Raw genomic sequence first — 23,987 nt, 5'->3', positions numbered from 1 at the left:
CAAATGGATTAGGCTTTAAGTCCATTCATCAAAAACTGAATCGTCCGCTCCATCTCTTGTTCATCATCCCACGGATAATCAGGCATGACGATAAAGCGCGTTAATAAAAAACCGGCAATTGTCGTGATCGTCAGCCGAATAATCGTCTCCGGTGGGAGCAACGCCAGTCCCCCTTTTTGTTGGAAATGCTCAACAATTTGTTTAAACTTATCTTTCTTGTACATATGTGCAAAAAATTTTTCATTGACGAAAGGAAAAGATTTTTGTACGATAGTAACGTCAATTGCATACGAAATCTTTCTCGTCAACTAAGATGAGATAGAGGTCGCGGCAAATAATAGTAATTTCATGGAGACGCAGAGACGTCGCTGAAGTGAGATGAAAGGATTTGCCGCCGAAGTTTGTAGCGTGCTCTGGCGCTATAAGCTGGGCCTGTTGCCGAATAGGTGCAGGACTGTCATCGCGCATGCGGTGGAGAGCTATCGATCTTAAGTTTGATGCGGATGTGTCATGGTGCACCCGTTGAAAACTTAGGGTGCACTTTTTTATTTATCACGCCCGCTTCCAACGACAACAGCGCTCTACCGTACGCACCGTATATTTTATGAACGAAAGGATGAATAACATGAAACAACAAACACTCGGCTTTTGGGTATTGACAGCGCTCGTTGTCGGCAATATGGTCGGATCTGGTATTTTTATGCTTCCTCGTTCGCTTGCGGAGGCGGCAAGCCCTGCTGGCGTGTTGCTTGGCTGGCTGTTGACGGGGGCTGGTGTGCTCATGATTGCCATTATTTTTGGCAACTTAGCCATTCGTAAACCAGAATTAAACGGCGGACCGCAAATTTATGCGAAAGAGCTGTTTCCGAAAGGTTCAAATGCGTCGATCTTATCCGGTTTTATGTCATCTTGGGGATATTGGATCGGCAATGTCGCTGGAAACGTCGCCATCATTACGACGTTTGCTAGTTATTTATCAACGTTTTTCCCTATTTTAACGAGCGGGCATGTCGTCTTTTCCGCCGGTTCATTTACGTTAAAGCTCGGCAATTTGCTGACGTTTCTCGTTTGTACGGCGCTTTTATGGATGATGCATACAATTATTTTACAAGGAGCAGAAAACGCTGGAAAATTAAATTTTGTTGCCACCGCAACGAAAGTGCTCGGCTTTTTCTTATTCATTGTTATCGGGCTGTTCGCCTTTGAAAAAAGCTATATCCAACCGTTTGTTTCTCCGCGTTACGATGAAGCAGGTCATACGCTCGGACTTCTTTCACAAATCAACAACGTCGCATTAAGCACGCTTTGGGCGTTTATCGGCATTGAATCGGCGATCGTCTTCGCTTCACGGGCACGCAAACAAAGCGATGTGAAACGCGCAACGATTGTCGGTTTATTTATTGCCTTAGCGATTTACATCGGCATTAGCATCCTCGTCATGGGACTGTTAAAACAAGAAGCGCTTATTCAATCTGAAAAACCACTCGTCGATGCAATCGGTACTGTATTAGGTCCTATCGGATCGCAACTGCTTGCCGGACTCGGTTTAATTAGTTTAATCGGCTCGACGCTCGGCTGGGTGTTTTTAAGTGCTGAAGTGCCGTATCAAGCCGCAAAACAACAATTGTTTATTCGCGCCTTTTTACGTGAAAACAAAAAAGGAATACCGAACTTTTCTTTAACCGTCTCAAACATCATTGCGCAACTATTTATTTTTTCAACGATTTCAAACTCGATGGCAGCGGCATTTGATTTCGTCATTTATATTGCGACATTATCGTATCTCGTTCCGTATTTCATCGCCTCCGTCTTCCAATTCAAGCTCGTTTGGACGGGTGAAACGTATAAAACGACGAAACAACGAATGACAGATGGCATCATCGCTCTTCTTGCGACTGTTTATTCCATTTGGCTTGTGAAAGCCGGAACGGCCGATATGAAAACATTTTTACTCGGCGTCGCCTTGCTTGCCAGCAGCTTGCTTTTTTACCCACTTCTTGTGAAGCAACATAACGAACAACCGAACAAACAAAAACAATCAGCAATCGAGTAGGAGGAGGTGATTAACCTCCGTCCTCTCACACCACCGTACGTACGGTTCCGTATACGGCGGTTCAATCAAGATCAATGACGCAAGAATTCGTAACGTTCTTGTAGACTTTTGAGCCCTTGGTCATTCCAGTAGGAGTTTCCAAGGGTTTTGTGTAAGATGGGGCTATTTGAAATACGCCAGTACCCCTTCCGACTATTTCCCCATTCATAGGCTTTCCACGAAGGAACTCCCAATTTGATCAAGTTTCGTATCCTCGTTTTTGGTGTTTTCCAATTTTTCCATAAGCACATACGAAGTCTTCGACGAATCCACCCGTCCATTTTCCGAAAGATTGATTTCGTATCTGCCAGCGCAAAGTACCCACACCATCCGAATACATACTGATTCAGTTTCTGAATTCGGTATTCCATGGAATATGGCATCTTTCTCGAGGTGATTTCTCGTACTTTCTTCTTCATTCGTTTGAGACTTTCCTCTGCCACTCGAATCTTGGGCTCTTCGGCATCGATAAAACTGAATCCCAGAAACTTTCGTTTCCAAGGACGGTCTACTGCCGACTTTTTCTCATTCACTTTTAGGCGAAGTTTACGTTCGATGAATCGTTGAACGCTTGCCATTGTTCGTTCCCCTGCCCTTTTTGATTTTACGTAAATGTTACAGTCGTCTGCGTAACGAACGAATTTATGTCCTCTTTTCTCTAATTCTTTATCCAGCTCATCAAGGACGATGTTGGAAAGGAGCGGACTTAATGGACCACCTTGTGGCGTTCCTTTCTCTGTACTTGAAACCACTCCATGAATCATGACACCCGACTGTAGGTATTTGCGGATTAGCTTCAATAACGGTTTATCGTGGATTCTTTTCGCCAATGTGCTCATAAGTCTGTCGTGGTTGACCTGATCAAAGAACTTTTCCAAATCGATGTCTACAACCCATCGGTATCCTTCTCTGATATATCCTTGTGCTTTCCTCACTGCATCATGGGCACTTCGATTTGGGCGAAAGCCATAGCTATGTTCGGAAAACATCGGGTCATATATCTTCGACAATACTTGGGCAATCGCCTGTTGAATCAAACGGTCTGTCACGGTTGGGATACCTAGTAGCCGAACACCGCCGTCAGGCTTCGGGATTTCGACTCTTCGGACAGGCATCGGTTCATAGGTACCTTTGAGAATCGCCTCCTTGATGGACTGCCAGTTTTCAACGATATGCGCTCGTAGGTTTTGTACGGGCATCTGATCTACTCCGTGGCTTCCCTTATTTTGTTCTACTCGTTTCAATGCGAGGAGCATATTCTCCCGTGACAAGATTTGATTCAAAAGCATCGTTCCTCTTCCTTCCGTAAATAGCTGATCTTCTTATGCCAGTCGTCACTCCACCCTCCAAAAGATCCCCCACGGGATTCACCGTTTCCTTTCTCTTGGGAGGTACAATGTTTTCTGTGTTCATCATGACGAACTGAATGCCAAGGGCTATTTTCTCTTGATTGTTCAGTCCTTCCGAATCGTTCTAGACCGATTCGTACTATGACCTCTGCTGACTTCTGATGGTTCAGCTACTTATCGCTAAGTAGGTTGTGAAGGGTACTTCACGTATCCATCAGACCTCCTCGGGTAAGAGTGCAATCTTTCCTTCCATCTATCTGCTTCATTTACTCTGTATCACCTTCGGCAGAAAGGACTTTGTTTTGTTTAGCAAACTCATCCAATGATACCTAGCCTTATATGAAGTTCGTGTTCCTCAGACCGGAAGTTTGCCGCTCGCTTCCTTCAGATTCCGCGTCGCCACGGACACCCTTGCGTTAAGCTAACTGCTACTTCTGCCTTCGCAGTTCGGGACTTTCACCCTAGAGATTGCACCCATGCCGAGCGCACTAACAAAACCCCCGCCCATTTGGCGGGGGTTCATGGTCTCACCATCTTTATTCTTTATATTTTTTTCTTGCCTCTTCAAATATTCGATTTAGTTTTTCAATTTGTTTATTACTTGCTTGCTTACTACCGTTCAAATGACCGTCGTATTCGATTTCATTACTCTCTAATGGCACTTTTCCATAATAAACACCTTTAATCGTATACTCATCATGTGTCGTACTTTTTCTTAAAAACAACAGATAGCTTTTATTATCTTTCATCAACTGGTACCCTGCCGAACCGTACATTGTATTAGCCTTTTTATCAAACGCTCCGTTCTCCATAACTTTTATGATATTACCCTTATTTAACGCGTATCCCTTTTCATTTTTAAACACTTTTTTGATCTCAACATCACTTATCGTGTAAAAACCCGTCACCATATCGCCATCTTTATCGAAATAACTCTCTCCATTTTTTTTCGTACCTATCAAAATAACTTCACTATCATTCTCCATTTCTTCTAAATAATTGTATTCGTCTATAATTTTCGACTCACTATGAACATATTTTGTATTCACATTGCTTAGTTCAGATTGTGTATTGTTACAGGCAGACAAAAATAAAATGGTAAAAAAAAGAAAAATAATCTTTTTCATCAGGCTACTTCCTTTCCACTAATAGATAGCATTTATTCCATTCCAATCATCACTTTGCGGATACTCATCATTTAGAAAACCTTTCGAAAGCATGATAGCACGAACATCATCTTCATGATCTAATCCTAAAGCATGCCCTATCTCATGAGCTGTCGTTTCTCTCGTTTGAACCCAAGATAACTTTTGAAAACCCGGTAAATACATTCTCAACTGCGACTTATCGTATGTACAATCCCAACAAGCAGTCACTTGTCCCAACCAGTTCACATGATAGTTAATACAATCAGCGACAACGGAACCCATATCCTTCGTACTAGCCCACCATTTATAGTTAGCTTGGGAGGCATCGTACGTTCTAGTCGTACCAATAAGAGAAGAACTATTAAACGCTTCTGAACCATAAACCGCTCTCGCTTCATAACCAGCATTAATAACCGACGAATCGATCCAATATTTTAGCGAGTTTGGATTCCTATATTTGCCACCAAATAGCTCATAAGCACGAACACTGCTACTAGGAATCAAGTATAACATGATAATAACGAAAAAAGTCAATCTTCTCACATCCGCTTCCTCCTAGAAATCTTTTACTTTTTTAAAGCCTAGTTTATTGTATCATTTTTTTTTTGCAAATTGCTTTTTAACCAAAATATATTTCTGTACTTGTCAATAAACATACTCTATTTAATACGGTTATCATTTTCTCAGTCTTTTTCACATGTTTATGTTATAATATTCCTTGAATTTTGTTTTGTTGAGGGAGCATATATGGGGAGAGAGAAAATGAAACGATGGCTGTACATCTTGCTTGTCATTGTGCCGTGCCTTGTAGGGAGCGCATGGATTGTGCTTTGGCAAGATGAACAACATCAGCAACAACTCGTCGAAGAAACGCGCATGTTTGCGAATATACATAAAAACGATTTAGATCGCTTTCTTGCGGAAACGACGGCCCGGCTTGAAACATTGGCGCTCGTGATCAGCAAACATGTGACAAAGCTAGAAAAAGAAGAAATTAATAATTTGTTGCAACAGCTGCAAAAGCAAGACGTTCGCTTTGAACGCATTTCGTTTTTTTCTGAAAGTACAAATGAGGCAATGCAGTTAGCGAAGGCGACAAAACAAACGATCATCGACAGCCAGCATACAGCGACGATTGTCACACCAATTATATATGAAAAAACAAATGAAACAGCTGGCTTTTTAGTAGCAGAGTTACGGACAAATTATATAAAACATCGGATAAAAATTATTGATCCAAATACGTCATTTCGCTTATACGATGAGAATGGCACCGTCCTTCTCACAACAAATCAACTTCGTTCGTCAAACCAGACGGTGATCGTGCATTTAAATCACGCACCGTGGATGATTGAGGCGAACGTGCCAAGCGTAAGTATAAAACAAAAGATGCAAACGGCTCTTCCATATATTTTGTCGCTCATCGTTTTCATTCATATCATTTGGTTGTTCATTCAATATTGGCTGCTTAAGCGACAAACGATGATCGAGCGCATGGAAACGGAAGCACAAAAGCTTGAATTAGTCGGTACGCTCGCCGCAAGTACCGCGCATGAAATTCGCAATCCGCTCGCTGGCATTAAGGGGTTTATTCAACTATTAAGTGAAAAACATAAAGATAACGAATCACAACTTTATTTTTCCGTCATTCAAAACGAAATTGCACGCATTAACGACATCGTGAATGAATTTTTAATTCTCGGCAAGCCAACGGCGCAAAAACTTGAAACGTGCGATCTCAATTGCATCGTACAAAGCATTCATCCGATGATTGAGTCGCAAGCGCATTTCCATAACATCACGTATACGTTTCATCGTGCCGATGTGCCGCTTCCGATTCGCTGTTCAAAAGACCATGTAAAACAAGTCGTATTAAATTTAGCAAAAAACGCAATCGAAGCAATGCCAAATGGCGGACAACTGACAATTTCTCTTACGAAACAAAACGATTGGGCGGTGTTGCACGTCGCTGATACAGGTTGCGGCATGCCAAAACATGTGAAAAACAAACTTTTTCAGCCGTTTGTCACATCGAAACAAACAGGAACAGGGCTTGGACTCGTCATATGTAAACGCATCGTCGATATGCACGAAGGGACGATCGACATTCATAGTATAGAAAAGAAAGGAACGACGATTACCGTTCGTCTTCCTTTAAAATAGGAGGTGGAATGATGTTTGACATGCTGATCGGAAGCACATTATCCGCGCTAGCAACAGGGGCTGGCGCGATTCCGATTTTATTTTTGTCGCGCTCATTAACGCACAAATGGCGCGATATGTTGCTTGCTTTTACAGCTGGCATTATGATGGCCGCATCGATGCTCGGGTTAATTCCAGAGGCTCTTTCTTCTGGCACGTTTTTTGCCCTCGCGATCGGATTATGCATTGGGGTATTTACGTTAACGTTTCTTGAAAATATCGTGCCGCACATCGATTTAACCCATACAAAAAGCGGCATGAAGATGGACCAAAAAGCGTTGCTTGTGCTTGCGGCGATTACGCTCCACAACATTCCAGAAGGACTATCTGTCGGCGTGAGCTACGCTTCCGGCGAACAAACGCACATTGGCGATTTAATTGCGCTTGCGATCGGCTTCCAAAACGCGCCTGAAGGATTGCTCGTTGCGCTTTTTTTGTTTAATCAACATATTTCAAAAGGAAAAGCATTTTTCATGGCAACGGGAACGGGGCTCATTGAACTTGTCGCCTCTGTCATCGGCTTTTATTTAACGTCTGTCGTCGATGCGCTCGTCCCTTACGGATTAGCGTTTGCGGCTGGGGCGATGCTATTTATTATTTATAAAGAGTTAATCCCTGAAAGCCATGGGGATGGAAATGAAAAATCGTCAACGTATGCCTTTATTGTCGGGCTGTTAGTGATGGTGTTTTTAATTGAAACGTTTTAAAGGATGATGAACATGTCGAAATATTATATACTTCTTTTATTGACAAGCGCCTTATGGGGAGGCAACTTTGTCGCAAGCAAACTGCTTGTTGCGCACGCCTCCCCGCTTTCGCTAACGTTTATTCGTTGGACGATCGCCGTCCTTTTTTTATTTCCGATCGTGTTGAAAAAAGAACGATCCGTTCGTTTACAAAAGCAAAGTATCGTACCGCTTATAGCGATGGGGCTTTCAGGCGTCGTCTTATTTAACATGTTTATGTTTCAAGCGTTGCGCTATACATCTGCTGATCATGTTGGGTTAATTTCGACATTAAATCCGATCGCGATTGCGCTTGTGGCATACGCCGTCTACCGCGATAAACTCACGATTCAGCAATGGCTGGCGATGGTCGTCTCTCTCATTGGCGTGCTGATCGTGATGACGCACGGACAACTTCATCGTCTATCGGACGTAAACGTCGGGGATATATGGATGGTTGCTGCCGTCATCATTTGGGGCGTGTATTCTGCTTGCGCAAAAGCAGTTATGAAGTCGTATTCTCCGCTTGCGGCGACGTTTTGGTCCGGTGTGTTTGGCGTCATCGGATTGTTGCCGTTTCTTTCTTCTTTTTCCGTTCATGACGTCAACTTCTCATTTGTATTGGCGCTTTTATATACGAGCGTTGGGGCGACGGTGCTTGCGATGTTTCTTTGGAACGTCGGCGTGAAGCAAGTCGGTGCTACAACCGCTGGGATGTTTTTAAACTTCAATCCGCTTTTTACTGCGCTGTTTGCATACATATTACTTGACGAAATGTTAACCACACCACAATGGATCGGTTCATTGATTACGATTACAGGCGTCATTTTGTTCACAAAAAAATAGAAGGGGCGTTATTCCCCTTCTTTTTCTTCGTATGGATGTGCCACCCAACCAGACGGATCAATAAACAACCGAACAGCAACGACTTGGCGGTCATCCATTAATGTAAAGAAATGCGGGTTTCCTTCTGGAACAGAAATGACATCCCCTGCTTCAAGTTCAACGTCAAAGTAGCCTGTTTGTTCATCACCCTTAATAACAAAAATGCCATGACCGGCAACAATTGCCCGTACTTCGTCCTCTGTATGCGTATGCACTTGTTCAAATTTTTTCAACAGTTCTTCTAAATTTGGTGTTTGTTCACAGAGAGCGACAACGTCCCACGCTTGATAGCCTCTTCGCTTCGCTAAATCTTCAATTTCGGATTGAAACGTTGCTAAAATGTCCGCTTTTTCTTCGTCTGTTAATACGAATTTGTTTTGAAGATGAGCGGGAAGTTTCCTTGCATCCCAATGTTCATATAGCACTCCTTGCTTATTTAAAAACGCTGCGACGTTTTCCTTTCCTTCAATCACTTCGCCTGTGTTGCGCACTTTAATGACTGCCATACGTACTCACCCTTATCGTTTTAAAAGTAATAATTTGACGTGATACTGACATAAAAACTCGCAAGCTTCTAAACACTTTTTCGCTTCGAACGCATCTTTTCCCCAAACGGTAATGCCATGATTGCGAATAAGCACCCCCCCTCGATCTTCATGAACATGGTCGGCGAACGCTTTTGCTAACGTCGGAATATGGGCGAAATTCGGAATAATCGGCATGCGAAACGCCGCATTTTCTTCCCATAATCCGAACGCTTTAATCATTTCTTGATTTGTAAAAACGACTTCCCCTTCGTCTCCGTACCATTCGGAAATGATATTGTTGTCGACGGTGTGGACATGAAGCACACAACCGGCGTTCGTTTTATTGTAAATTTCAACGTGAAGTAACGTTTCCGCCGACGGTTTTAAATGCGTCGCCTCCGCTGGCTGTCCGTCTGCTCCGACAAGTAAAAAATCTTCCGCCGTTTCTTTTCGTTTATCTTTTCCGCTTGCGGTGACAAGAAACGTAAGCGGTTCATCGCTCACTTTGATCGACAAGTTGCCGCTTGTCCCCATAAACCAATCGCGCGCCGCCAGCTCTCGTTTCACTTCGGCAAGCTCTGCCCATTTTTGTTGTCTCACGCGATCGCCTCGCTTTCTTTTAACACGTCAATGACATCATAAAACGTCGTAAACGGCGTATGCGGCAAGTGAAGCTCACGGCATTTTTCAAGCAAAAAGTCGCGCGCAATGACGTAATCAGCTAGTTTAGCCGCCGCCAAGTCGGTAATCGAGTCGCCGATGACGATCGTTTTTGCCCCTTTTGGCGCTAGTTTACGAAGAAGCGACGGCTTGCAACAGCCGCAGCCGTTTTGACAATGTTCATCGCACGCATACGGCCACGTAATGCGGATCGTTTCCCCGCTAAAATCGGCGCTATTACAAAAAATCCGCTCTTTTTCAACGAGTCCATGAAGAAGCGGATACACGAAAAAGTCGATGCCGCCACTCACGATATAAAGCGGAATTTGCCGCTCATTCGTAAACGCGACAAACTCGGAAAATCCGTCGCGAATGCGGGCGGTGTCAAGCAAAAATTGCACGATATCTTCTTTCAGCGTCGTCGGCAACAGCGAAAACATGCGCCCGACGCCTTGTTGTACGGAACATCTTTGCGCAAGTACATCGTCTTTGATCGCTTCCCACTCCGATGGGGCGAACTGTTTCATAATCGCAATAATGTTATCGTTTAACGTAATCGTTCCGTCAAAGTCGCAAAAAATGACTGGCTTCATGATGCGCTCCCCCATAAATCAAGCGCTTGTTGCAACGGTTCGTTTTCTTTTGCTGCGTCATGGAGCGAACGCCCTGCAAGCACCGCTTCGACTGCGGCGCAAAACGCTTGCCCGCCGCCGACCGCTCCGCTTGGATGCCCGTGTACCCCGCCGCCTGCGTTAATGACGGAGTCGATGCCAAAGTCGCGCACGAGAAGCGGCACAAGTCCCGGATGAATGCCAGCCGATGGGACAGGGAACGCGCGCAAAAACGGCTCTTCTTTCGTTAATTCATCGCGAATCGCAAGCGTTTGTTCTTTTTCAAGGGCGACGCTTCCGTACGGTGACGGGAAGAGTGAAAAGTCCGCCCCTGCCATGCGCAACAATTTGCCAAGAAGCAAAGCGTAGCTCACGCCATATACGTGTGAGGAGGCGATCGCTCCGCTAAATGACGGATGCGCCATAATCGGCAAACGAATGTCATCATCTTCACGAAGCGCTTGCAACACATCAAGCCCATATGTAAACACGTTAAACAATAATACGTCCGCACCAAGCTCCGCTGCTTTTTTCGCTTTTTCTTTTAACTGAAACGTTTTTCCGGTTAAGTTCACCGCATATAACGTCCGATGCCCTGTTTGTTCGTACACGTCTTGTAACGCTTCTTTTCCTGCCACGATACGCTTGTCAAACGGCGTCAAGTCGTTGTCAAATAAAATTTCATCGTCTTTGACAAGATCGACGCCGCCGAGCGCTTGCAGCTTCAATTGTTCGGTGACGTATCGTAAATCGCGCCCGATGACCGCTTTAAAAATGCTCATGACGAGCGGACGTTGAAAGACGCCAAGTTTTTCGCGAATGCCGTCAATGCCAAAGCGCGGACCGGGAAACGCGCGCTTCAGTTCGTCCGAAAATGTTAAGTCAACAAGTTTAATCGTTCCATCCAGCGACAATTTGCCAAACGTCGTTGTTAAAATGGCTGGAAAATCAGCGCTAAAATTGACGCTCGGATATGAAATGCGCACGAGCGCACGTTTTAGTTTCTTTCCAAAAAACGTATTGACGCGCTCGTCTTCCTCTAGCTCCTCAATCGACTGAACGATTCCTTTATGTTTTTTTAACTGTTCCTGTTCCAGTTGCGGCAAATCGGTCCACGACCCGACAGTCAGTCCAAGCGCAATGCCTTCTGCTTTTTTAGCTAAATCTTTGTCGTCATGAATCAAATATGTTGCCGTAATCATATGCCCACCCCTTTACAAATAAAAAACCTCTTCATAAGAAGAGGCTTAATTGTTCGTCTCTTCTTATCTCTCAGCCTACTGCTGCGAGAATTAGCACCGTGCTTAAACAGCTGTTTAAGTCGGTTGCCGGGCTTCATCGGGCTCGTCCCTCCGCCTACTCTTGATAAGAATTCGCAATGTATGAAATTTTTTGAATGGTTCGTTTTTCATAAATTTAATTCGAATTATGACAGCAGTCTCTCATTTTGTCAATCATTTTTTAAAAAAGTTGTAGCCTCCCGATTCGTTCGACCGCTTCTTTTAGCCTTTCTTCGCTTGTCAGTAACCCTGTGCGCACGTAGCCTTCCCCATGTTCACCAAACCCGATCCCTGGGGCGACCGCAACGTGCGCTTTTTTGAGCAACAGGTCGGCAAACGTTTCTGACGTATAGCCGTTTGGCACCGGCAGCCAAGCGAAAAACGAACCTGATGGCGCTTGGACGTCCCAGCCGATGTCACGTAAAGCATGAATAAACGTATTTCGCCTTGCTTCATATGTGGCAACAAGCTCAGCGACACACTGTTGCGACTCGAGTAGCGCGACTGCTGCCGCTTCTTGAATAGCACCGAACATGCTGACGTACAAATGGTCTTGGAGCACGTTGATCGCTTCAATCATGCTTTCGTTGCCGACCGCAAAGCCGATGCGCCACCCTGCCATATTGTACGTTTTCGAAAACGTATAAATTTCAATGCCGACGTCTTTTGCCCCTTCGACTTGTAAAAAGCTGACCGGCTTTTTCCCATCAAAGCCAATCGCCCCGTATGCAAAATCGTGCACGACAGCGATATGATGTTTTTCAGCAAATGAAACGGTTTCTTGAAAAAACGATTGCGTTGCTGTCGCGCCTGTCGGATTGTTCGGATAGTTTAAAAACATGAGTTTTGCTTCGCGAACGACGTCTTTGTTTAGCTCATCGTAGTTTGGCAAAAAGCTGTTTTCCGCCCGCAACGGCATCATTTCCATGCGCGCCCGCGCAAGCACGACCCCCGACCAATAGTCTGGATAACCGGGATCGGGAACGAGTACGACATCGCCCGGGTTTAATAAACAAAGCGGCATTTCGACAAGCCCTGCTTTTCCGCCAAATAAAATGGCGACTTCTTTTTCTGGATCAATCGTCACCCCGTATTCGCGTTCGTAAAACGTAGCGACCGCCTCTTTTAAAAACGAATAGCCGCGAAACGGCGAATATTTATGATACATCGGCTTTGCCACCGCCTGTTGCATCGCGCGCACAATATGTGCAGGCGTCGGCTGATCGGGATTTCCTTGTCCGAGATTAATGACATCGCGCCCTTCAGCGATGACCGCCTGTACGTTTTGCACGAGCGAGGCGAAAAATTGCTTCGGTAGTTGTTGTAACACGTTTGATTGTGGAAATATATTCATTTTTTTCACACCTACTTCACAAAAAGGTTGAAATTCTAGTCAAGTATCATATATCGTAAAAATCAAAATGTAAAGAAAATTTTTTGTTGAGGTGAATGATATGAACATCGCTTGCATACAAATGGACATTGCGTTTGGAACACCCGAAAAAAATAAACAAACCGCCTTGCGCTACATCGAACAAATCGCTCGTGACGTTGACGTCGTCGTTTTGCCTGAACTATGGACGACAGGCTATGATTTAACGAGGCTTGCTCGTATTGCCGATGAAAACGGGGAAGAAACAAAAGCGTTTCTTTCCGAACTTGCCCGCACGTACGATGTACATATCGTCGGCGGATCGGTCGCGAAAAAAACGAACGAACGAATGACAAATACGATGTATGTCGTCAACCGAAACGGCGACGTCGTTGGCGAATATAGTAAACTTCATTTGTTCCAATTGATGGATGAGCATTTGTATTTGCAAGCTGGAGAAACGATGGGGCTATTTTCGCTCGATGAAACGACGTGCGCCGGCGTCATTTGTTACGACATTCGTTTTCCAGAATGGATTCGCGCGCATGCGCTGCATGGTGCAGAAGTATTATTTGTCGTTGCGGAATGGCCGCTTTCTCGCCTTCATCATTGGCGTACGCTATTAACGGCGCGGGCGATCGAAAATCAATGTTACGTCGTCGCTTGCAACCGCTCGGGAAAAGACCCGAACAACGTGTTTGCTGGACATTCGCTGATCATTGATCCGTGGGGAAACGTGCTTGTTGAAGGGGACGAACAAAAAGGGATCATTGCGGCGAATATTGACATAAACGAAGTGCAACATGCGCGCGGGCACATCCCGATTTTTTCCGATCGTCGCCCAGATGTGTATAAAATTTTTGAAAAAAAGGATTGACAAACGAGCATAAAGCGATGTATGATTCGAATCAAGCGAATTCACGAAACGTTTTCACTGTTTAGAACATTCAAATAACGATAAACACTCTTATCAAGAGCAGGTGGAGGGACGAGCCCGATGAAGCCCGGCAACCGGCGATGACGCACGGTGCTAATTCTTGCAGCAGTAGGCTGAGAGATAAGAGGTGCGAAGCAAACTTCAAACCTCTTTCGTTCAGCGAAAGAGGTTTTTTATTTTGGGAGGAGGCATGTGTATGTACGAACCATTGACAGAACAAAAAGCGATTGCTCTTGCTGTTCGTTTAGGGCTATTTGGGGAAGATGCGCTTCTTTCTAGCGAAGAAATTGGTGATGGGAACTTAAATCTCGTCTTTCGCATCGTCAACGAACGAACAAACGACAGCATCATCATTAAACAAGCGTTGCCGTATGCAAAAGTCGTTGGCGAAAGCTGGCCGCTGACATTAAAACGGGCAACAATTGAAAGCCAAGCGTTGCGCACGTTCGCGAGCTACGTCCCTCACTATGTTCCGAAAGTGTACTATTCCGATGAGACATTAGCTATTACGGTGATGGAAGATTTATCGCATTTACAAATTGCACGCCGCGGGCTGATCGAGGGAAAAACGTTCCCGCGTTTATCGGAACATATTGGCGAATTTGTCGCCAAAACGGCGTTTTACACGTCGGACTTTGGCATGAATCAACAACAAAAAAAGAAGCTCGTACAACAGTTTACAAATCCAGAGCTATGTAAAATTACAGAAGATCTCGTCTTTACTGATCCGTTTTTTGACCACGACACGAACAACTTTGAAACAGAGCTTCGTGCGGATGTCGAACAACTTTGGCAGGATGACGTATTAAAACGCGAAACAGCGAAATTAAAACGGCTTTTTTTAACAAAGGCAGATGTGTTGCTTCATGGCGATTTACATACGGGAAGCATTTTCGCAAGCGACGAGGAAACGAAAGTGATCGATCCGGAATTTGCGTTTTACGGTCCGATCGGCTTCGATTTAGGGCAATTTTTTGCTAATTTACTATTAAACGCCCTTTCTCGTTATGAACGTGACCGCAAACCGCTTTTTGCTCATATTGAAAACACATGGGACGTGTTTACCCGCACGTTTGCTGAGCTTTGGCGCGAAAGCAACGAACCGTATGCGCACACATGTGGCGTGCTTGATGACATCATAAGCGATGCGCTCGTTGAGGCGATCGGCTTTGCGGGCTGTGAAGTCATTCGCCGGACGATCGGGTTGGCGCATGTGGCGGATCTTGATGAATTGCCGCTTGAACACCGACTCCACGCAAAACGCCATGCCCTTCGTCTCGGTCGTGAGCTCATCGTGCAGCGAAACACATTGACGATGAAAGACTTGAAACATCTTGTACAACAAACGGTGCATGTCAACAGCTAGGAGGAACAAAATGAAATCGGTACAATGGCACGATACACATATTACGATTTTAAACCAACAAGCGTTGCCTCATAAGACTGAATATTTAGAATTAAAAAACATAAAAGACGTATGGGACGCGATCGTGACGTTAAAAGTGCGCGGGGCACCAGCAATCGGCATGACTGCCGCCTACGGTTTAGCACTTGCGGCGAAATCATATGAAACCGATGACTTAGCGACATTTCATACCGAACTAAAACGCGACCGTGAATATTTAGCGAGCTCGCGTCCGACCGCCGTCAATTTATTTTGGGCGCTTGATCGGCTTATGAAAAGCGTCGCGCAAGCAAAATCCGTCAACGAAGCGAAAACGACGCTTATTCATGAAGCGATTTGCATACAAATCGAAGATGAAGACGTATGCCGTCGCATCGGCGAACATGCCCTTTCCTTGTTTCAAGACGGCGACTGTATCATGACGATTTGCAATGCTGGGGCGATTGCCACAGCCCGTTACGGCACCGCGCTTGCGCCGTTTCATTTAGCGAAAGAAAAAGGCATGTCGCTTCATGCGTACGCTTGCGAAACACGACCGGTGTTACAAGGAGCAAGACTAACCGCATGGGAACTATCCGAAGCTGGTGTTGATGTGACGCTCATTACAGATAACATGGCGGCACAAACAATGAAAGCAAAGCACATTTCCGCTGTCATCGTCGGGGCGGATCGCATTGCCGCCAACGGCGATACAGCAAACAAAATCGGCACGTTCGGCTTAGCCATTTTAGCGAAAGCGTTCAACATTCCGTTTTACGTCGCCGCTCCGCTATCGACGATCGACTTACAGACGAAAACAGGCGACGACATTCCGATTGAAGAGCGACCGAAAGAAGAAGTCACACATATCGCTGGCGTGCGCATCGCGCCAGATGTGAACGTCTACAATCCGGCATTTGATGTCACACCGCATGAACTCATTACCGGCATCATTACCGAAAAAGGCATCATCTTTGGCGACTACGAAACGAAACTGCCGACATTATTTGAGAAGCAATTTTAATTTTCGCACTTGCGTTGTCCCATATGGTCAAAAAATAACCCACCTTATGCGAGGTGGGTTTCAAACGTTCGTTCTTTTTCTATTTTTTCAATTAATTCGTCAATAAAACGAATCACTTCTGCAGATGCTTGCTCAAGTTCGATCAGTTGCGCTTCGGCACCTTTTATATCCCCTTTGGCGTACGCTTCCGCCGCTTTTTTCGCCGCTGCGTGCACTTTCTCGTGCGGGGCGTTTAACTTTTCGTACGCTGGCGTGCCTTGCAGTTGTTTTTTCGTTTGTTCATCAAAGTACCATTTTCCTAATCGGCATTGATGGTGAGAGGCGACATCTTCCGGGCGAACGTTCTCGTAGCCAACAATCATATTGTAAATGCGCCATTTCCATAATAAATGGTCTGTTTTTGCTAAATGCAATAGCGCTTTCGCAGATAGTTTCACGCTATTTTCATTTACCATATTTAAACGGAAACGGTCGATCGCTTGACTTAATGCATGAACTGTCTTTCCTGTTTTTTCACCAAGCTCGCGCACGTATTCCGTCAATGAAGCAATGGATGACATACGGCTTGCGATTTCATCGACGGCAGCGGCTTGCTCTTCAGCAATCGCGGCGTTCGTATTTGTGCTATCTTGAATGTCTCCCATAGCAGATACAATTTCTTGTAAAAGCGGCATCGCTTCTTGTGCTTGATGGACCGCTTGGCGAATCGTTGATGACGTGGAATAAATGGCTGATGATACTTCGGAGGAAATGGCGCGCAATTCTCCGACGTTTCGCTGCACTTCACCGAGCGATTGTACCGTATGGTCAGCGAGTTTGCGAATTTCTTCTGCGACGACCGAAAACCCTTTTCCGTATTCCCCAGCACGTGCTGCTTCAATCGATGCATTTAACGCTAACAAATTCGTTTGATCTGCAATCCCGTTAACGAGCTGCATCACTTTTTCAATCGCGCTTAAATGTTGTTGTAAATGTTCAAAACGGTCAACCATATTCGTAAATTGTTCAGACGTTTCAATAATTTCTCCGAACGCTTCCGTCATCATTTGTTGCCCTTTTTCTGCCCGTTCAACCGATGTCGTCGTTTTTTCAGCGATCACTGTCGCCGCATGGGCTACTTCCGATACGGCTGTCGTCATTTCTTCTGTTGCGGCGGTTACCATTTGCACATCGCTATTTTGTTGATCAAGCGCTTGAAGCAAATCTTTAATAAACATAATTTCGGCGTTTTGTTCCATCAGCGTTGCCGTTCCGCTTGCGATTTGTTCCATCATCGTTTCTGTGTACACTTCGACAAGAAGTTGCTGTTCGATGTTAATTGCCCGTTGCAATGTCTCCATGAGCGTTAAACACCGTTTCGGTGCAAGCGCTACTCTCGCTAACAACGTCGTTAAAACGAAGAAATTAAATTGGTTAAACGCAACGATGAGCTTCCCAACGTTCACTTGTTCTTTACGCAACAAATGGAAAAAGCGAAGCGATTCATCAACGTACGCGCGGTTTCGTTCCATCTTAAAAAAGGCGTTCAAATATGCTTCGATGCGGGCTTCAGTAATCGTTTTTGCCGCTTCTGGCTGCACTTGTTTTAATCCTTCATAAAAGAGCCGAACCATTTCTTGTTTGTGCGGGGCGATGAGTTCATCAATTTGCTTTAACTTTGTGAAATCTTCGGTTGTAAAATGGTTGTACGATAACGTATCAACAAATCGTCCGTGAAACGAATAGTCTGTCCCTTTTTCAAGCAATTCGTTGAACGACGGACGAAGGCGTTTAAATAACATGCCATTCACCTCTTTAGCTGTCTTGACATATAAGTCTATTGTACTATATCAGCTCATTGCATGTCATTATTTATTGGTAAAGTAATATAAAACGTTGTACCAACGCCGACTTCGCTTTCGACATCAATGCGCCCACGATGTTCTTCAATAATTTTATAGCTAACCATTAAGCCAAGCCCCGTTCCGCGCTCTTTCGTCGTATAGAACGGCTCGCCTAATTTTTTGATTTTATCTTTTGGAATGCCGCTTCCTTCATCGCGAATGGCGATGCGTATATCATCTCCGACATGCGCAACGGAGACGGTGATCGTTCCTCCGTTTGGCATCACTTCAATCGCATTTTTTAATATGTTAATAAACACTTGTTTTAATTGTTTTGGTTCGCAATAAATAAGCGGAACTCGTTCATACGTCGCTTCAATTTGAATATTATGCATCGTCGCTTGCACGCTTAATAAATCGACTGTTTCTTGCATAATTTTTGCGATGTCGCTTTGGTCATAATGAATCGCTTGCGGTTTTGCCAATACGAGAAATTCGGTAATAATCGACTCAATGCGCTTTAATTCCGACATAATAACGTGAAAGTACATATTATACTGTTCGGAATCGTTGCCGATACTTCCTTGTAATAGTTGAATAAATCCTTTTAGCGCCGTCATCGGATTGCGAATTTCATGGGCAATGCCTGCCGCAAGCTGCCCGACAACGCTTAACGTATCGGATTTCCGTAATTGCTCTTCCATTTCTTTTTTCTCTGTTATATCGCGTACCATCATCAGCCCGACATGTTCAATAATGTTCGGTTTAAACGACAGTTCAACGATTTTTTTCTTTCCTTCGCCGTCTGTAATCGCAAATTCTCCCTCTTCCTCGCCGCTTGCCAACCATTTTTGAAATTTGTTTAAATCGTTGCTCCCGATAAAGGCATGCATGCTTTTTTCAACGAGCTGTTCTTTTGAAAGAGCGAAAATGCGGCACGCCATCGGATTGGCATCAAAAATGCGCTGTTTGTCGTCAATTAACACAATGCCATCCATCGCATGATTAAAGACGCTACGAAACTTTTGTTCTTGTTCGCGCAACTGTTTTTCCATTTTGCGCCGTTCGCTGACATTGCGAAAAATCGTTAAATGATAGCCGTTAATGACGCCTTTTTTCGATGCAAATTCGAGCTGTTTTTTTTCGCCGTTTGGCATATGAAATGTTAATTCATCGCGAATTTCTCCGTGGCGGAAAAATTGCCGTAATACGTGGCGCACTTTTTTACTTTTTGGATCGACAAACTGCATGAGATTCGCATGAACGAGATCGTGAAGCGGCAATTCAAACGTTCGGCTTGCGGCAGGATTGGCACGCAAAATATTTCCGAAATCGTCACAAATTAAAATCGCTTCATGGGCTTGTTCAAAAATGGCGCGAAACCGTTCTTCGCTTCGTTGCAAGTTCATTTCCATATTTCGTTTTTCGGTCACATTGCGCATAATTGCCATAAAAAATCCACTATGTATGTTTGCGGTTAATGTCAGCTCAAATAGCTTTTGCATGCCGTCTCCTAAAATAAACGGCAGTTCGCTCGATACCGTCCCGTTTCGTTTTAACGTCACTAACAGTTGGGCAAATAAATCGTGATATTCAATTGGGATAAATGCTTGAATTGATAATTTAAATAGCTCTTCTTTTGTAATGTTGACGCTTGCGCAAAAGGAAGGATTTGCATCAATAAAGCGACCTTGTCCATCAAAAATGACAATGCTATCGCCAGCACGATTAAACAAATCTTTAAATAACGTTTCATTAATCGTTCGTTCACGCTCAAGCGCTTTTTTTGAGGTAATATCGCGGATCATGTATAAATTAAATGATTGCTTTTTATGGCGGCGCATAAATAGCTGCACATGCTTCACTTCGCCATCTGCCAAGCGGATGACCATTTCATCATCGTATGTCCCAAATTTATGCAACATTTGTTTTTGAAACTGAAAAATATGTTTAGGTACAAGATACAAATAATCGTCAAATTTTTTTTGCAACAATTGTTCTTTTGATGTACGAAATAAACGGCACGCTGCCTCATTTACGTCAATGAACGTTCCATCGTCTTGTACTAAAACGATCGCATCCGTCACTTGTTGCAAAATGAACTCGTACTGACTTATTCGCTCATCGATCATTTCTTTCTCTTGTTTCGAAAGCTGAACGAATGTTGACTCTCCCATCATACCTTTTAAACTCAAACGCGTTCCCTCCTAACAAACTCCCTCTCCATAGTTATAATATATATTCACTACATATTTTGTTATTCCTTCTTAAAATTCCGAAAATTTTACTAATCTTATCGGAATAAAAAAGAGCAGCTCATTGGCTGCTCAACGATCGGTAATGACGATATATGTGGCTTTTACTGGTCCGTGCACACCGACAACTAAATTCATTTCAATATCTGCCGAGTTGCTTGGACCTGTAATAAAGTTTATGCATGACGGGACGCGTTTCTCGCGAATAATGCGTGCGGCTTGCGTCATACGTGGAACGATTGTACTTTTCGGAATAAGTGCCACGTACGTTGTTGGCAAAAAGCTTATCGTTCTCCCTTGATTTGGATTGTTTAATAATACAACTGTTCCTGATTCCGCTAACGTCATATCACTCCATGTGATGCCGATATTTGCTCGCTCTGCCGCTTCAATGTTGTCACGTCCACGTGTAGCGTCCCATATGTGCACATCTTCTCGCTTTAAAAAAGAAGATAATCCAAACTGTTCGTAGCGCTTATCGTTGGCGATGATGATCGGACCGCCGCCATGCACATGAATGACGTGTTCAATCGCATCATAAAGCTCGGCGCTGTTTGTTTCAACGAGCGTCGTATGAATGCGAGTGCATTGTTTTTTTAACTCAGCGAGTAACTCGTCTTGACTATACCCTTGAAATACCGTTTGTTGCGGTGCATGTTTCCACTGTGGACGTTCGACAAATGTCGGCATGTCACGTCCAAGACGAGAAGACAAACGTTGTAAAAAAGCTTCCATTATTCATCCCCCCTTTGTTTGAACCAATCGCGAAACCGTTCTTTTCCTGGCGCTGGAAATTCACGAATGTCCGTCCACGCTTTTAACGGTCCTGGACCTTTGGAAATGCGGTCGTTTACTGTAAACGGATTGACAGCTGACGGCGCAATTTTTGAACCGAGTTTGTACAACATGGACGAAGCCGCACCAAGCCCGAACGCTTTCATCGCCAATTTTTCCGAAATTGGCGCTTTTCCTTCCTGTTCAACAATCGTTTGGCGATGTTTTAACAACAGTTCATGAAGCGGAATTTTTACCGGACATGCTTCCGTACAAGCGGCACATAACGTTGATGCGTACGGCAATTCTTTATAATCGTCATAGCCGCCAAGAAGCGGCGACAACACCGCTCCGATCGGTCCTGAATAAATCGAACCGTACGAATGTCCACCGATATGACGGTATACCGGACAAACGTTGACGCAAGCGGCGCAACGAATACATTGCAACACCGGCTGAAATTCCGTTCCTAAAATATCGGAACGTCCGTTATCGACAATGACGAGGTGAAATTCTTCTGGTCCGTCCACTTCTCCTTCATCACGCGGACCTGTTAATACCGTAATGTAGCTCGTCAATTTTTGCCCGACCGCGCTTCGTGTCAGTAAGCTGACGAGCACTTCCATTTCTTCAAACGTCGGTACGATGCGCTCCATGCCCATGACCGTAATTTGCGTTTTCGGCAACGCAGTCACTAAATCGGCGTTTCCTTCGTTCGTAACTAACGTGATCGAACCGGATTCTGCAACCGCAAAGTTGCATCCTGTAATGCCGACGTCTGCCGTCATATATTCGTTGCGAAGCATATGGCGCGCATGAAGCGCCAGCTCTTCTGGCTTTTCTGTTTTTGTATACGCCAGCTTTTCTTGAAATACGTCACGAATTTGTTCTTTATTTTTATGAAGCGCAGGCGCGACGATGTGCGACGGTGGATCGTGGTCATCAACTTGCAAAATGTATTCGCCAAGATCCGTTTCAATGACTTCACAGCCAAGCTTCTCTAGTGCAGCGTTCATATGAATTTCTTCCGTCACCATCGATTTTGATTTCACAATTTTTTTCGCTTGTTTGCTTTCAACGACGCGACAAATGTAGTCGTTCGCTTCTTCCGCCGTTTGCGCAAAAAAGACGTGCCCGCCGCGTTTTTTTACGTTTTCGCTCAGTTGCATTAAATAATAGTCTAAGTTTTCGAGCGTATGTTGACGAATTTCTTCTCCGAGCGCGCGCCATTGTTCCCAATTGCCAAGCTCCGCTGCTGCTTCCAACCGACGCGTGCGCAGCCGCTCTTGCGCTCCAGCCACCGCGCCGCGCATAAATGTATTATGAATCCCTTTTTCCACTCGCTCGTGAAATTCTCCCATGTTAATTTTCATCGCCATATGAATCCCCCCTATCTACTATTGAGCACTTCGGCAATGTGCATGACGCGAATCGGCTTGCCTTTTCGCTCGATGCGACCGCCGATGTTCATTAAACAGCCGCAATCGGCCCCGATTAAATAATCCGCTTCCACTTGTTCGATACATTGAATTTTTTCATCGACCATCTGTTCTGAAATTGGTCCCATTTTTACCGAAAACGTACCGCCAAATCCACAACAATTGTGCGCGTTCGGCAAAGGAACGACTTCAAGTCCTTTCACGTGTTGCAATAACGTAAGCGGGGCGTCTTTGACGCCAAGTAAACGCGTCATATGACATGACGTATGATACGTCGCTTTTCCTTCTAAGCGCGCCCCAACGTCTTCTACCTTTAACACATCGACGATAAATTGCGTCAGTTCATACGTTTTATTAGCAACGCGTTGCGCTCGTTCTTCCCATTCGCCATCCCCTTTAAAAATGTGCGGATATTCTTTAAACATCGTTGCACACGAACCAGACGGGGTGACGATATATTCCGCATGTTCGAACGTGCGAATCATATGTTTCATCGCTTCTTTCGCTTCTTTTACATAGCCGCTATTGTAGGCAGGTTGTCCACAGCACGTTTGCGCTTCTGGAAAATGAATCGTACAGCCGAGCCGTTCTAACAACTCTACTGTCGCTTTTCCAACATTGACGTGAAATAAATCAACTAAACATGTAACGAATAATGTGACGTTCATTCCCGATCCCCTCTCCAAGAAAACGTTTTCTTTTTTTCACTTTACATCTCATTGCCAAATTAGTCAACTGGTCATCTGATGAGTACGGATGGAGGGATCTCCTCCGTTATGAAGATATGTAGTCAGCAAGCACTTTTTCGACATGCCCTAAATGATCTTTCATTCGCTCTTGGGCAAGTTCCGCGTTTTGGTCGCGAATCGCTTCAAAAATAGCGATATGATCTTCAAGCAACTGCTCGGTCGTCGCTTGTTTGGCGAACAACCAAATGCGGCGCGTTTCTCGCATCGTCTCCATCATCATGCCGGATACGTTGTTCATTAAGCTGACTAACAACGGATTTTTCGTTGCTGCGGCAATTGCCATATGAAATAAAAAGTCCGCTTTTTCGCCAAGCTCTTCGTCGCCAATCGCTTCACGCATTTGCGTAAGGGCGCTTTGCATCGCGCGCAAATCTTCGTCTGTTCTTCGTTTCGCTGCAACGCCTGCGGCACCGACTTCAAGCAGCTTGCGCACTTCGAGTAAATGAGCAACGTCTTCTTTATTCATAAGCACAGCCGCAGAAATCGGAAACGATAACATCGCTGGATCAAACTCGCGCACGTATGTGCCTTCCCCTTGTTTCATTTCAATGAGCCCCATCGCCCGAAGCGCCGTCAGCGCTTCACGAATGGCTGCCCGTCCAACTTGGAAATTTTCGGCTAGCTGTTGAACGGAATCGAGTTTATCCCCAGGTTTTAACTCCCCGGTTTGAATCATATGTAAAATGGCTTCCGCTACTTCTTCATATATTTTTTTCGGCTTAATTTGTTTGTACACGTTGTCCACCCCATC

General features: G+C 44.7%; 22 protein-coding genes and 3 riboswitches. Of the genes, 7 read left to right on the top strand and 15 right to left on the bottom strand.

Features of this window, described 5'->3' with window-relative positions:
• Positions 1 to 8: 8 nt before the first annotated feature.
• Entirely contained in the window at positions 9 to 161 is a 153-nt protein-coding gene (locus ACYQY7_RS07065; protein ID WP_461201374.1) for a hypothetical protein, read from the bottom strand.
• Between the two features lie 150 nt (positions 162 to 311).
• Positions 312 to 490, top strand: a riboswitch (Lysine riboswitch).
• Positions 491 to 625: 135 nt separating this feature from the next.
• On the opposite strand from ACYQY7_RS07065, the gene ACYQY7_RS07060 reads away from it, so the two are divergent.
• A complete protein-coding gene (locus ACYQY7_RS07060) occupies positions 626 to 2,053 on the top strand; it encodes an amino acid permease (protein ID WP_461201373.1) in 1,428 nt (475 codons plus the stop codon).
• Positions 2,054 to 2,124: 71 nt separating this feature from the next.
• Here the strand turns inward: ACYQY7_RS07060 and ltrA are convergent, their stop codons facing one another.
• The 3 genes from ltrA to ACYQY7_RS07045 all read right to left on the bottom strand — a co-directional run bounded on the left by ltrA (position 2,125) and on the right by ACYQY7_RS07045 (position 5,132).
• Positions 2,125 to 3,381 carry a group II intron reverse transcriptase/maturase gene (gene ltrA, locus ACYQY7_RS07055; RefSeq protein ID WP_461201372.1) on the bottom strand — a complete coding sequence of 419 codons (1,257 nt, stop codon included), beginning with the start codon at positions 3,379 to 3,381 and terminating at the stop codon, positions 2,125 to 2,127.
• 596 nt (positions 3,382 to 3,977) lie between these two features.
• On the bottom strand, positions 3,978 to 4,568 hold the full coding sequence (locus ACYQY7_RS07050) for a membrane lipoprotein lipid attachment site-containing protein (RefSeq protein ID WP_461201371.1): 591 nt from the start codon (positions 4,566 to 4,568) through the stop codon (positions 3,978 to 3,980).
• An 18-nt stretch (positions 4,569 to 4,586) separates the two neighbouring features.
• Entirely contained in the window at positions 4,587 to 5,132 is a 546-nt protein-coding gene (locus ACYQY7_RS07045; protein WP_461201370.1) for a matrixin family metalloprotease, read from the bottom strand.
• A 204-nt stretch (positions 5,133 to 5,336) separates the two neighbouring features.
• Here ACYQY7_RS07045 and ACYQY7_RS07040 point away from each other — a divergent pair, with 204 nt between their 5' ends.
• Genes ACYQY7_RS07040 through ACYQY7_RS07030 form a run of 3 tightly spaced genes read left to right on the top strand, consistent with a single transcriptional unit; the run spans position 5,337 to position 8,362 of the window.
• A complete protein-coding gene (locus ACYQY7_RS07040; RefSeq protein WP_461201369.1) occupies positions 5,337 to 6,752 on the top strand; it encodes an ATP-binding protein in 1,416 nt (471 codons plus the stop codon).
• Positions 6,753 to 6,763: 11 nt separating this feature from the next.
• Positions 6,764 to 7,498: a ZIP family metal transporter gene (locus ACYQY7_RS07035; RefSeq protein WP_461201368.1), complete on the top strand. Its 735-nt coding sequence runs from the start codon at positions 6,764 to 6,766 to the stop codon at positions 7,496 to 7,498.
• A gap of 12 nt (positions 7,499 to 7,510) precedes the next feature.
• Positions 7,511 to 8,362, top strand: coding sequence for a DMT family transporter (locus tag ACYQY7_RS07030; protein ID WP_461201367.1), 852 nt, complete (start codon positions 7,511 to 7,513; stop codon positions 8,360 to 8,362).
• A gap of 8 nt (positions 8,363 to 8,370) precedes the next feature.
• Here ACYQY7_RS07030 and ACYQY7_RS07025 read toward each other — a convergent pair whose 3' ends face one another.
• The 5 genes from ACYQY7_RS07025 to ACYQY7_RS07005 all read right to left on the bottom strand — a co-directional run bounded on the left by ACYQY7_RS07025 (position 8,371) and on the right by ACYQY7_RS07005 (position 12,833).
• The gene (locus ACYQY7_RS07025) at positions 8,371 to 8,907 is read right to left on the bottom strand and encodes a 1,2-dihydroxy-3-keto-5-methylthiopentene dioxygenase (RefSeq protein WP_461201366.1); all 537 of its coding nucleotides are present in this window, start codon (positions 8,905 to 8,907) and stop codon (positions 8,371 to 8,373) included.
• A gap of 12 nt (positions 8,908 to 8,919) precedes the next feature.
• On the bottom strand, positions 8,920 to 9,528 hold the full coding sequence (locus tag ACYQY7_RS07020; protein WP_461201365.1) for a methylthioribulose 1-phosphate dehydratase: 609 nt from the start codon (positions 9,526 to 9,528) through the stop codon (positions 8,920 to 8,922).
• The gene (locus ACYQY7_RS07015; protein WP_461201364.1) at positions 9,525 to 10,181 is read right to left on the bottom strand and encodes a 2-hydroxy-3-keto-5-methylthiopentenyl-1-phosphate phosphatase; all 657 of its coding nucleotides are present in this window, start codon (positions 10,179 to 10,181) and stop codon (positions 9,525 to 9,527) included. Before ACYQY7_RS07015 ends, ACYQY7_RS07020 begins: the two co-directional genes overlap by 4 nt.
• Positions 10,178 to 11,401: a 2,3-diketo-5-methylthiopentyl-1-phosphate enolase gene (gene mtnW, locus ACYQY7_RS07010; RefSeq protein ID WP_461201363.1), complete on the bottom strand. Its 1,224-nt coding sequence runs from the start codon at positions 11,399 to 11,401 to the stop codon at positions 10,178 to 10,180. The genes ACYQY7_RS07015 and mtnW overlap by 4 nt, the downstream gene beginning before the upstream one ends.
• Positions 11,402 to 11,461: 60 nt before the next feature.
• Positions 11,462 to 11,571: riboswitch (SAM riboswitch) on the bottom strand.
• Between the two features lie 89 nt (positions 11,572 to 11,660).
• Positions 11,661 to 12,833 carry an aminotransferase class I/II-fold pyridoxal phosphate-dependent enzyme gene (locus ACYQY7_RS07005; RefSeq protein WP_461201362.1) on the bottom strand — a complete coding sequence of 391 codons (1,173 nt, stop codon included), beginning with the start codon at positions 12,831 to 12,833 and terminating at the stop codon, positions 11,661 to 11,663.
• Positions 12,834 to 12,933: 100 nt separating this feature from the next.
• On the opposite strand from ACYQY7_RS07005, the gene ACYQY7_RS07000 reads away from it, so the two are divergent.
• The 3 genes from ACYQY7_RS07000 (at position 12,934) to mtnA (ending at position 16,196) form a co-directional block, all read left to right on the top strand.
• Positions 12,934 to 13,728 (top strand): carbon-nitrogen family hydrolase, encoded by a 795-nt coding sequence (locus ACYQY7_RS07000; protein WP_461201361.1) that lies wholly within the window; start codon positions 12,934 to 12,936, stop codon positions 13,726 to 13,728.
• A gap of 87 nt (positions 13,729 to 13,815) precedes the next feature.
• Positions 13,816 to 13,915: riboswitch (SAM riboswitch) on the top strand.
• A gap of 69 nt (positions 13,916 to 13,984) precedes the next feature.
• Positions 13,985 to 15,154, top strand: a complete 1,170-nt coding sequence (gene mtnK, locus ACYQY7_RS06995) for an S-methyl-5-thioribose kinase (RefSeq protein WP_461201360.1) — start codon at positions 13,985 to 13,987, stop codon at positions 15,152 to 15,154.
• Positions 15,155 to 15,164: 10 nt separating this feature from the next.
• Positions 15,165 to 16,196 carry an S-methyl-5-thioribose-1-phosphate isomerase gene (gene mtnA / locus ACYQY7_RS06990; protein WP_461201358.1) on the top strand — a complete coding sequence of 344 codons (1,032 nt, stop codon included), beginning with the start codon at positions 15,165 to 15,167 and terminating at the stop codon, positions 16,194 to 16,196.
• Between the two features lie 44 nt (positions 16,197 to 16,240).
• Here the strand turns inward: mtnA and ACYQY7_RS06985 are convergent, their stop codons facing one another.
• From ACYQY7_RS06985 to ACYQY7_RS06960, 6 genes are all read right to left on the bottom strand, one after another.
• Positions 16,241 to 17,977, bottom strand: a complete 1,737-nt coding sequence (locus tag ACYQY7_RS06985; RefSeq protein WP_461201357.1) for a methyl-accepting chemotaxis protein — start codon at positions 17,975 to 17,977, stop codon at positions 16,241 to 16,243.
• 53 nt (positions 17,978 to 18,030) lie between these two features.
• Positions 18,031 to 20,199, bottom strand: a complete 2,169-nt coding sequence (locus tag ACYQY7_RS06980) for a PAS domain S-box protein (protein ID WP_461201386.1) — start codon at positions 20,197 to 20,199, stop codon at positions 18,031 to 18,033.
• 147 nt (positions 20,200 to 20,346) lie between these two features.
• Entirely contained in the window at positions 20,347 to 21,009 is a 663-nt protein-coding gene (locus tag ACYQY7_RS06975) for a LutC/YkgG family protein (protein WP_461201356.1), read from the bottom strand.
• Positions 21,009 to 22,427 carry a LutB/LldF family L-lactate oxidation iron-sulfur protein gene (locus ACYQY7_RS06970; protein ID WP_461201355.1) on the bottom strand — a complete coding sequence of 473 codons (1,419 nt, stop codon included), beginning with the start codon at positions 22,425 to 22,427 and terminating at the stop codon, positions 21,009 to 21,011. The genes ACYQY7_RS06975 and ACYQY7_RS06970 overlap by 1 nt, the downstream gene beginning before the upstream one ends.
• 11 nt (positions 22,428 to 22,438) lie before the next feature.
• The gene (locus ACYQY7_RS06965) at positions 22,439 to 23,155 is read right to left on the bottom strand and encodes a (Fe-S)-binding protein (protein ID WP_461201354.1); all 717 of its coding nucleotides are present in this window, start codon (positions 23,153 to 23,155) and stop codon (positions 22,439 to 22,441) included.
• Positions 23,156 to 23,261: 106 nt separating this feature from the next.
• The gene (locus ACYQY7_RS06960; RefSeq protein WP_461201353.1) at positions 23,262 to 23,981 is read right to left on the bottom strand and encodes a FadR/GntR family transcriptional regulator; all 720 of its coding nucleotides are present in this window, start codon (positions 23,979 to 23,981) and stop codon (positions 23,262 to 23,264) included.
• Between the last annotated feature and the right edge of the window lie 6 nt (positions 23,982 to 23,987).

Source organism: Anoxybacillus sp. TBDG-1 (assembly GCF_054815885.1).
Note: the sequence above shows the minus strand (reverse complement) of the source record. Positions and strands in the feature narration are given on the sequence as shown.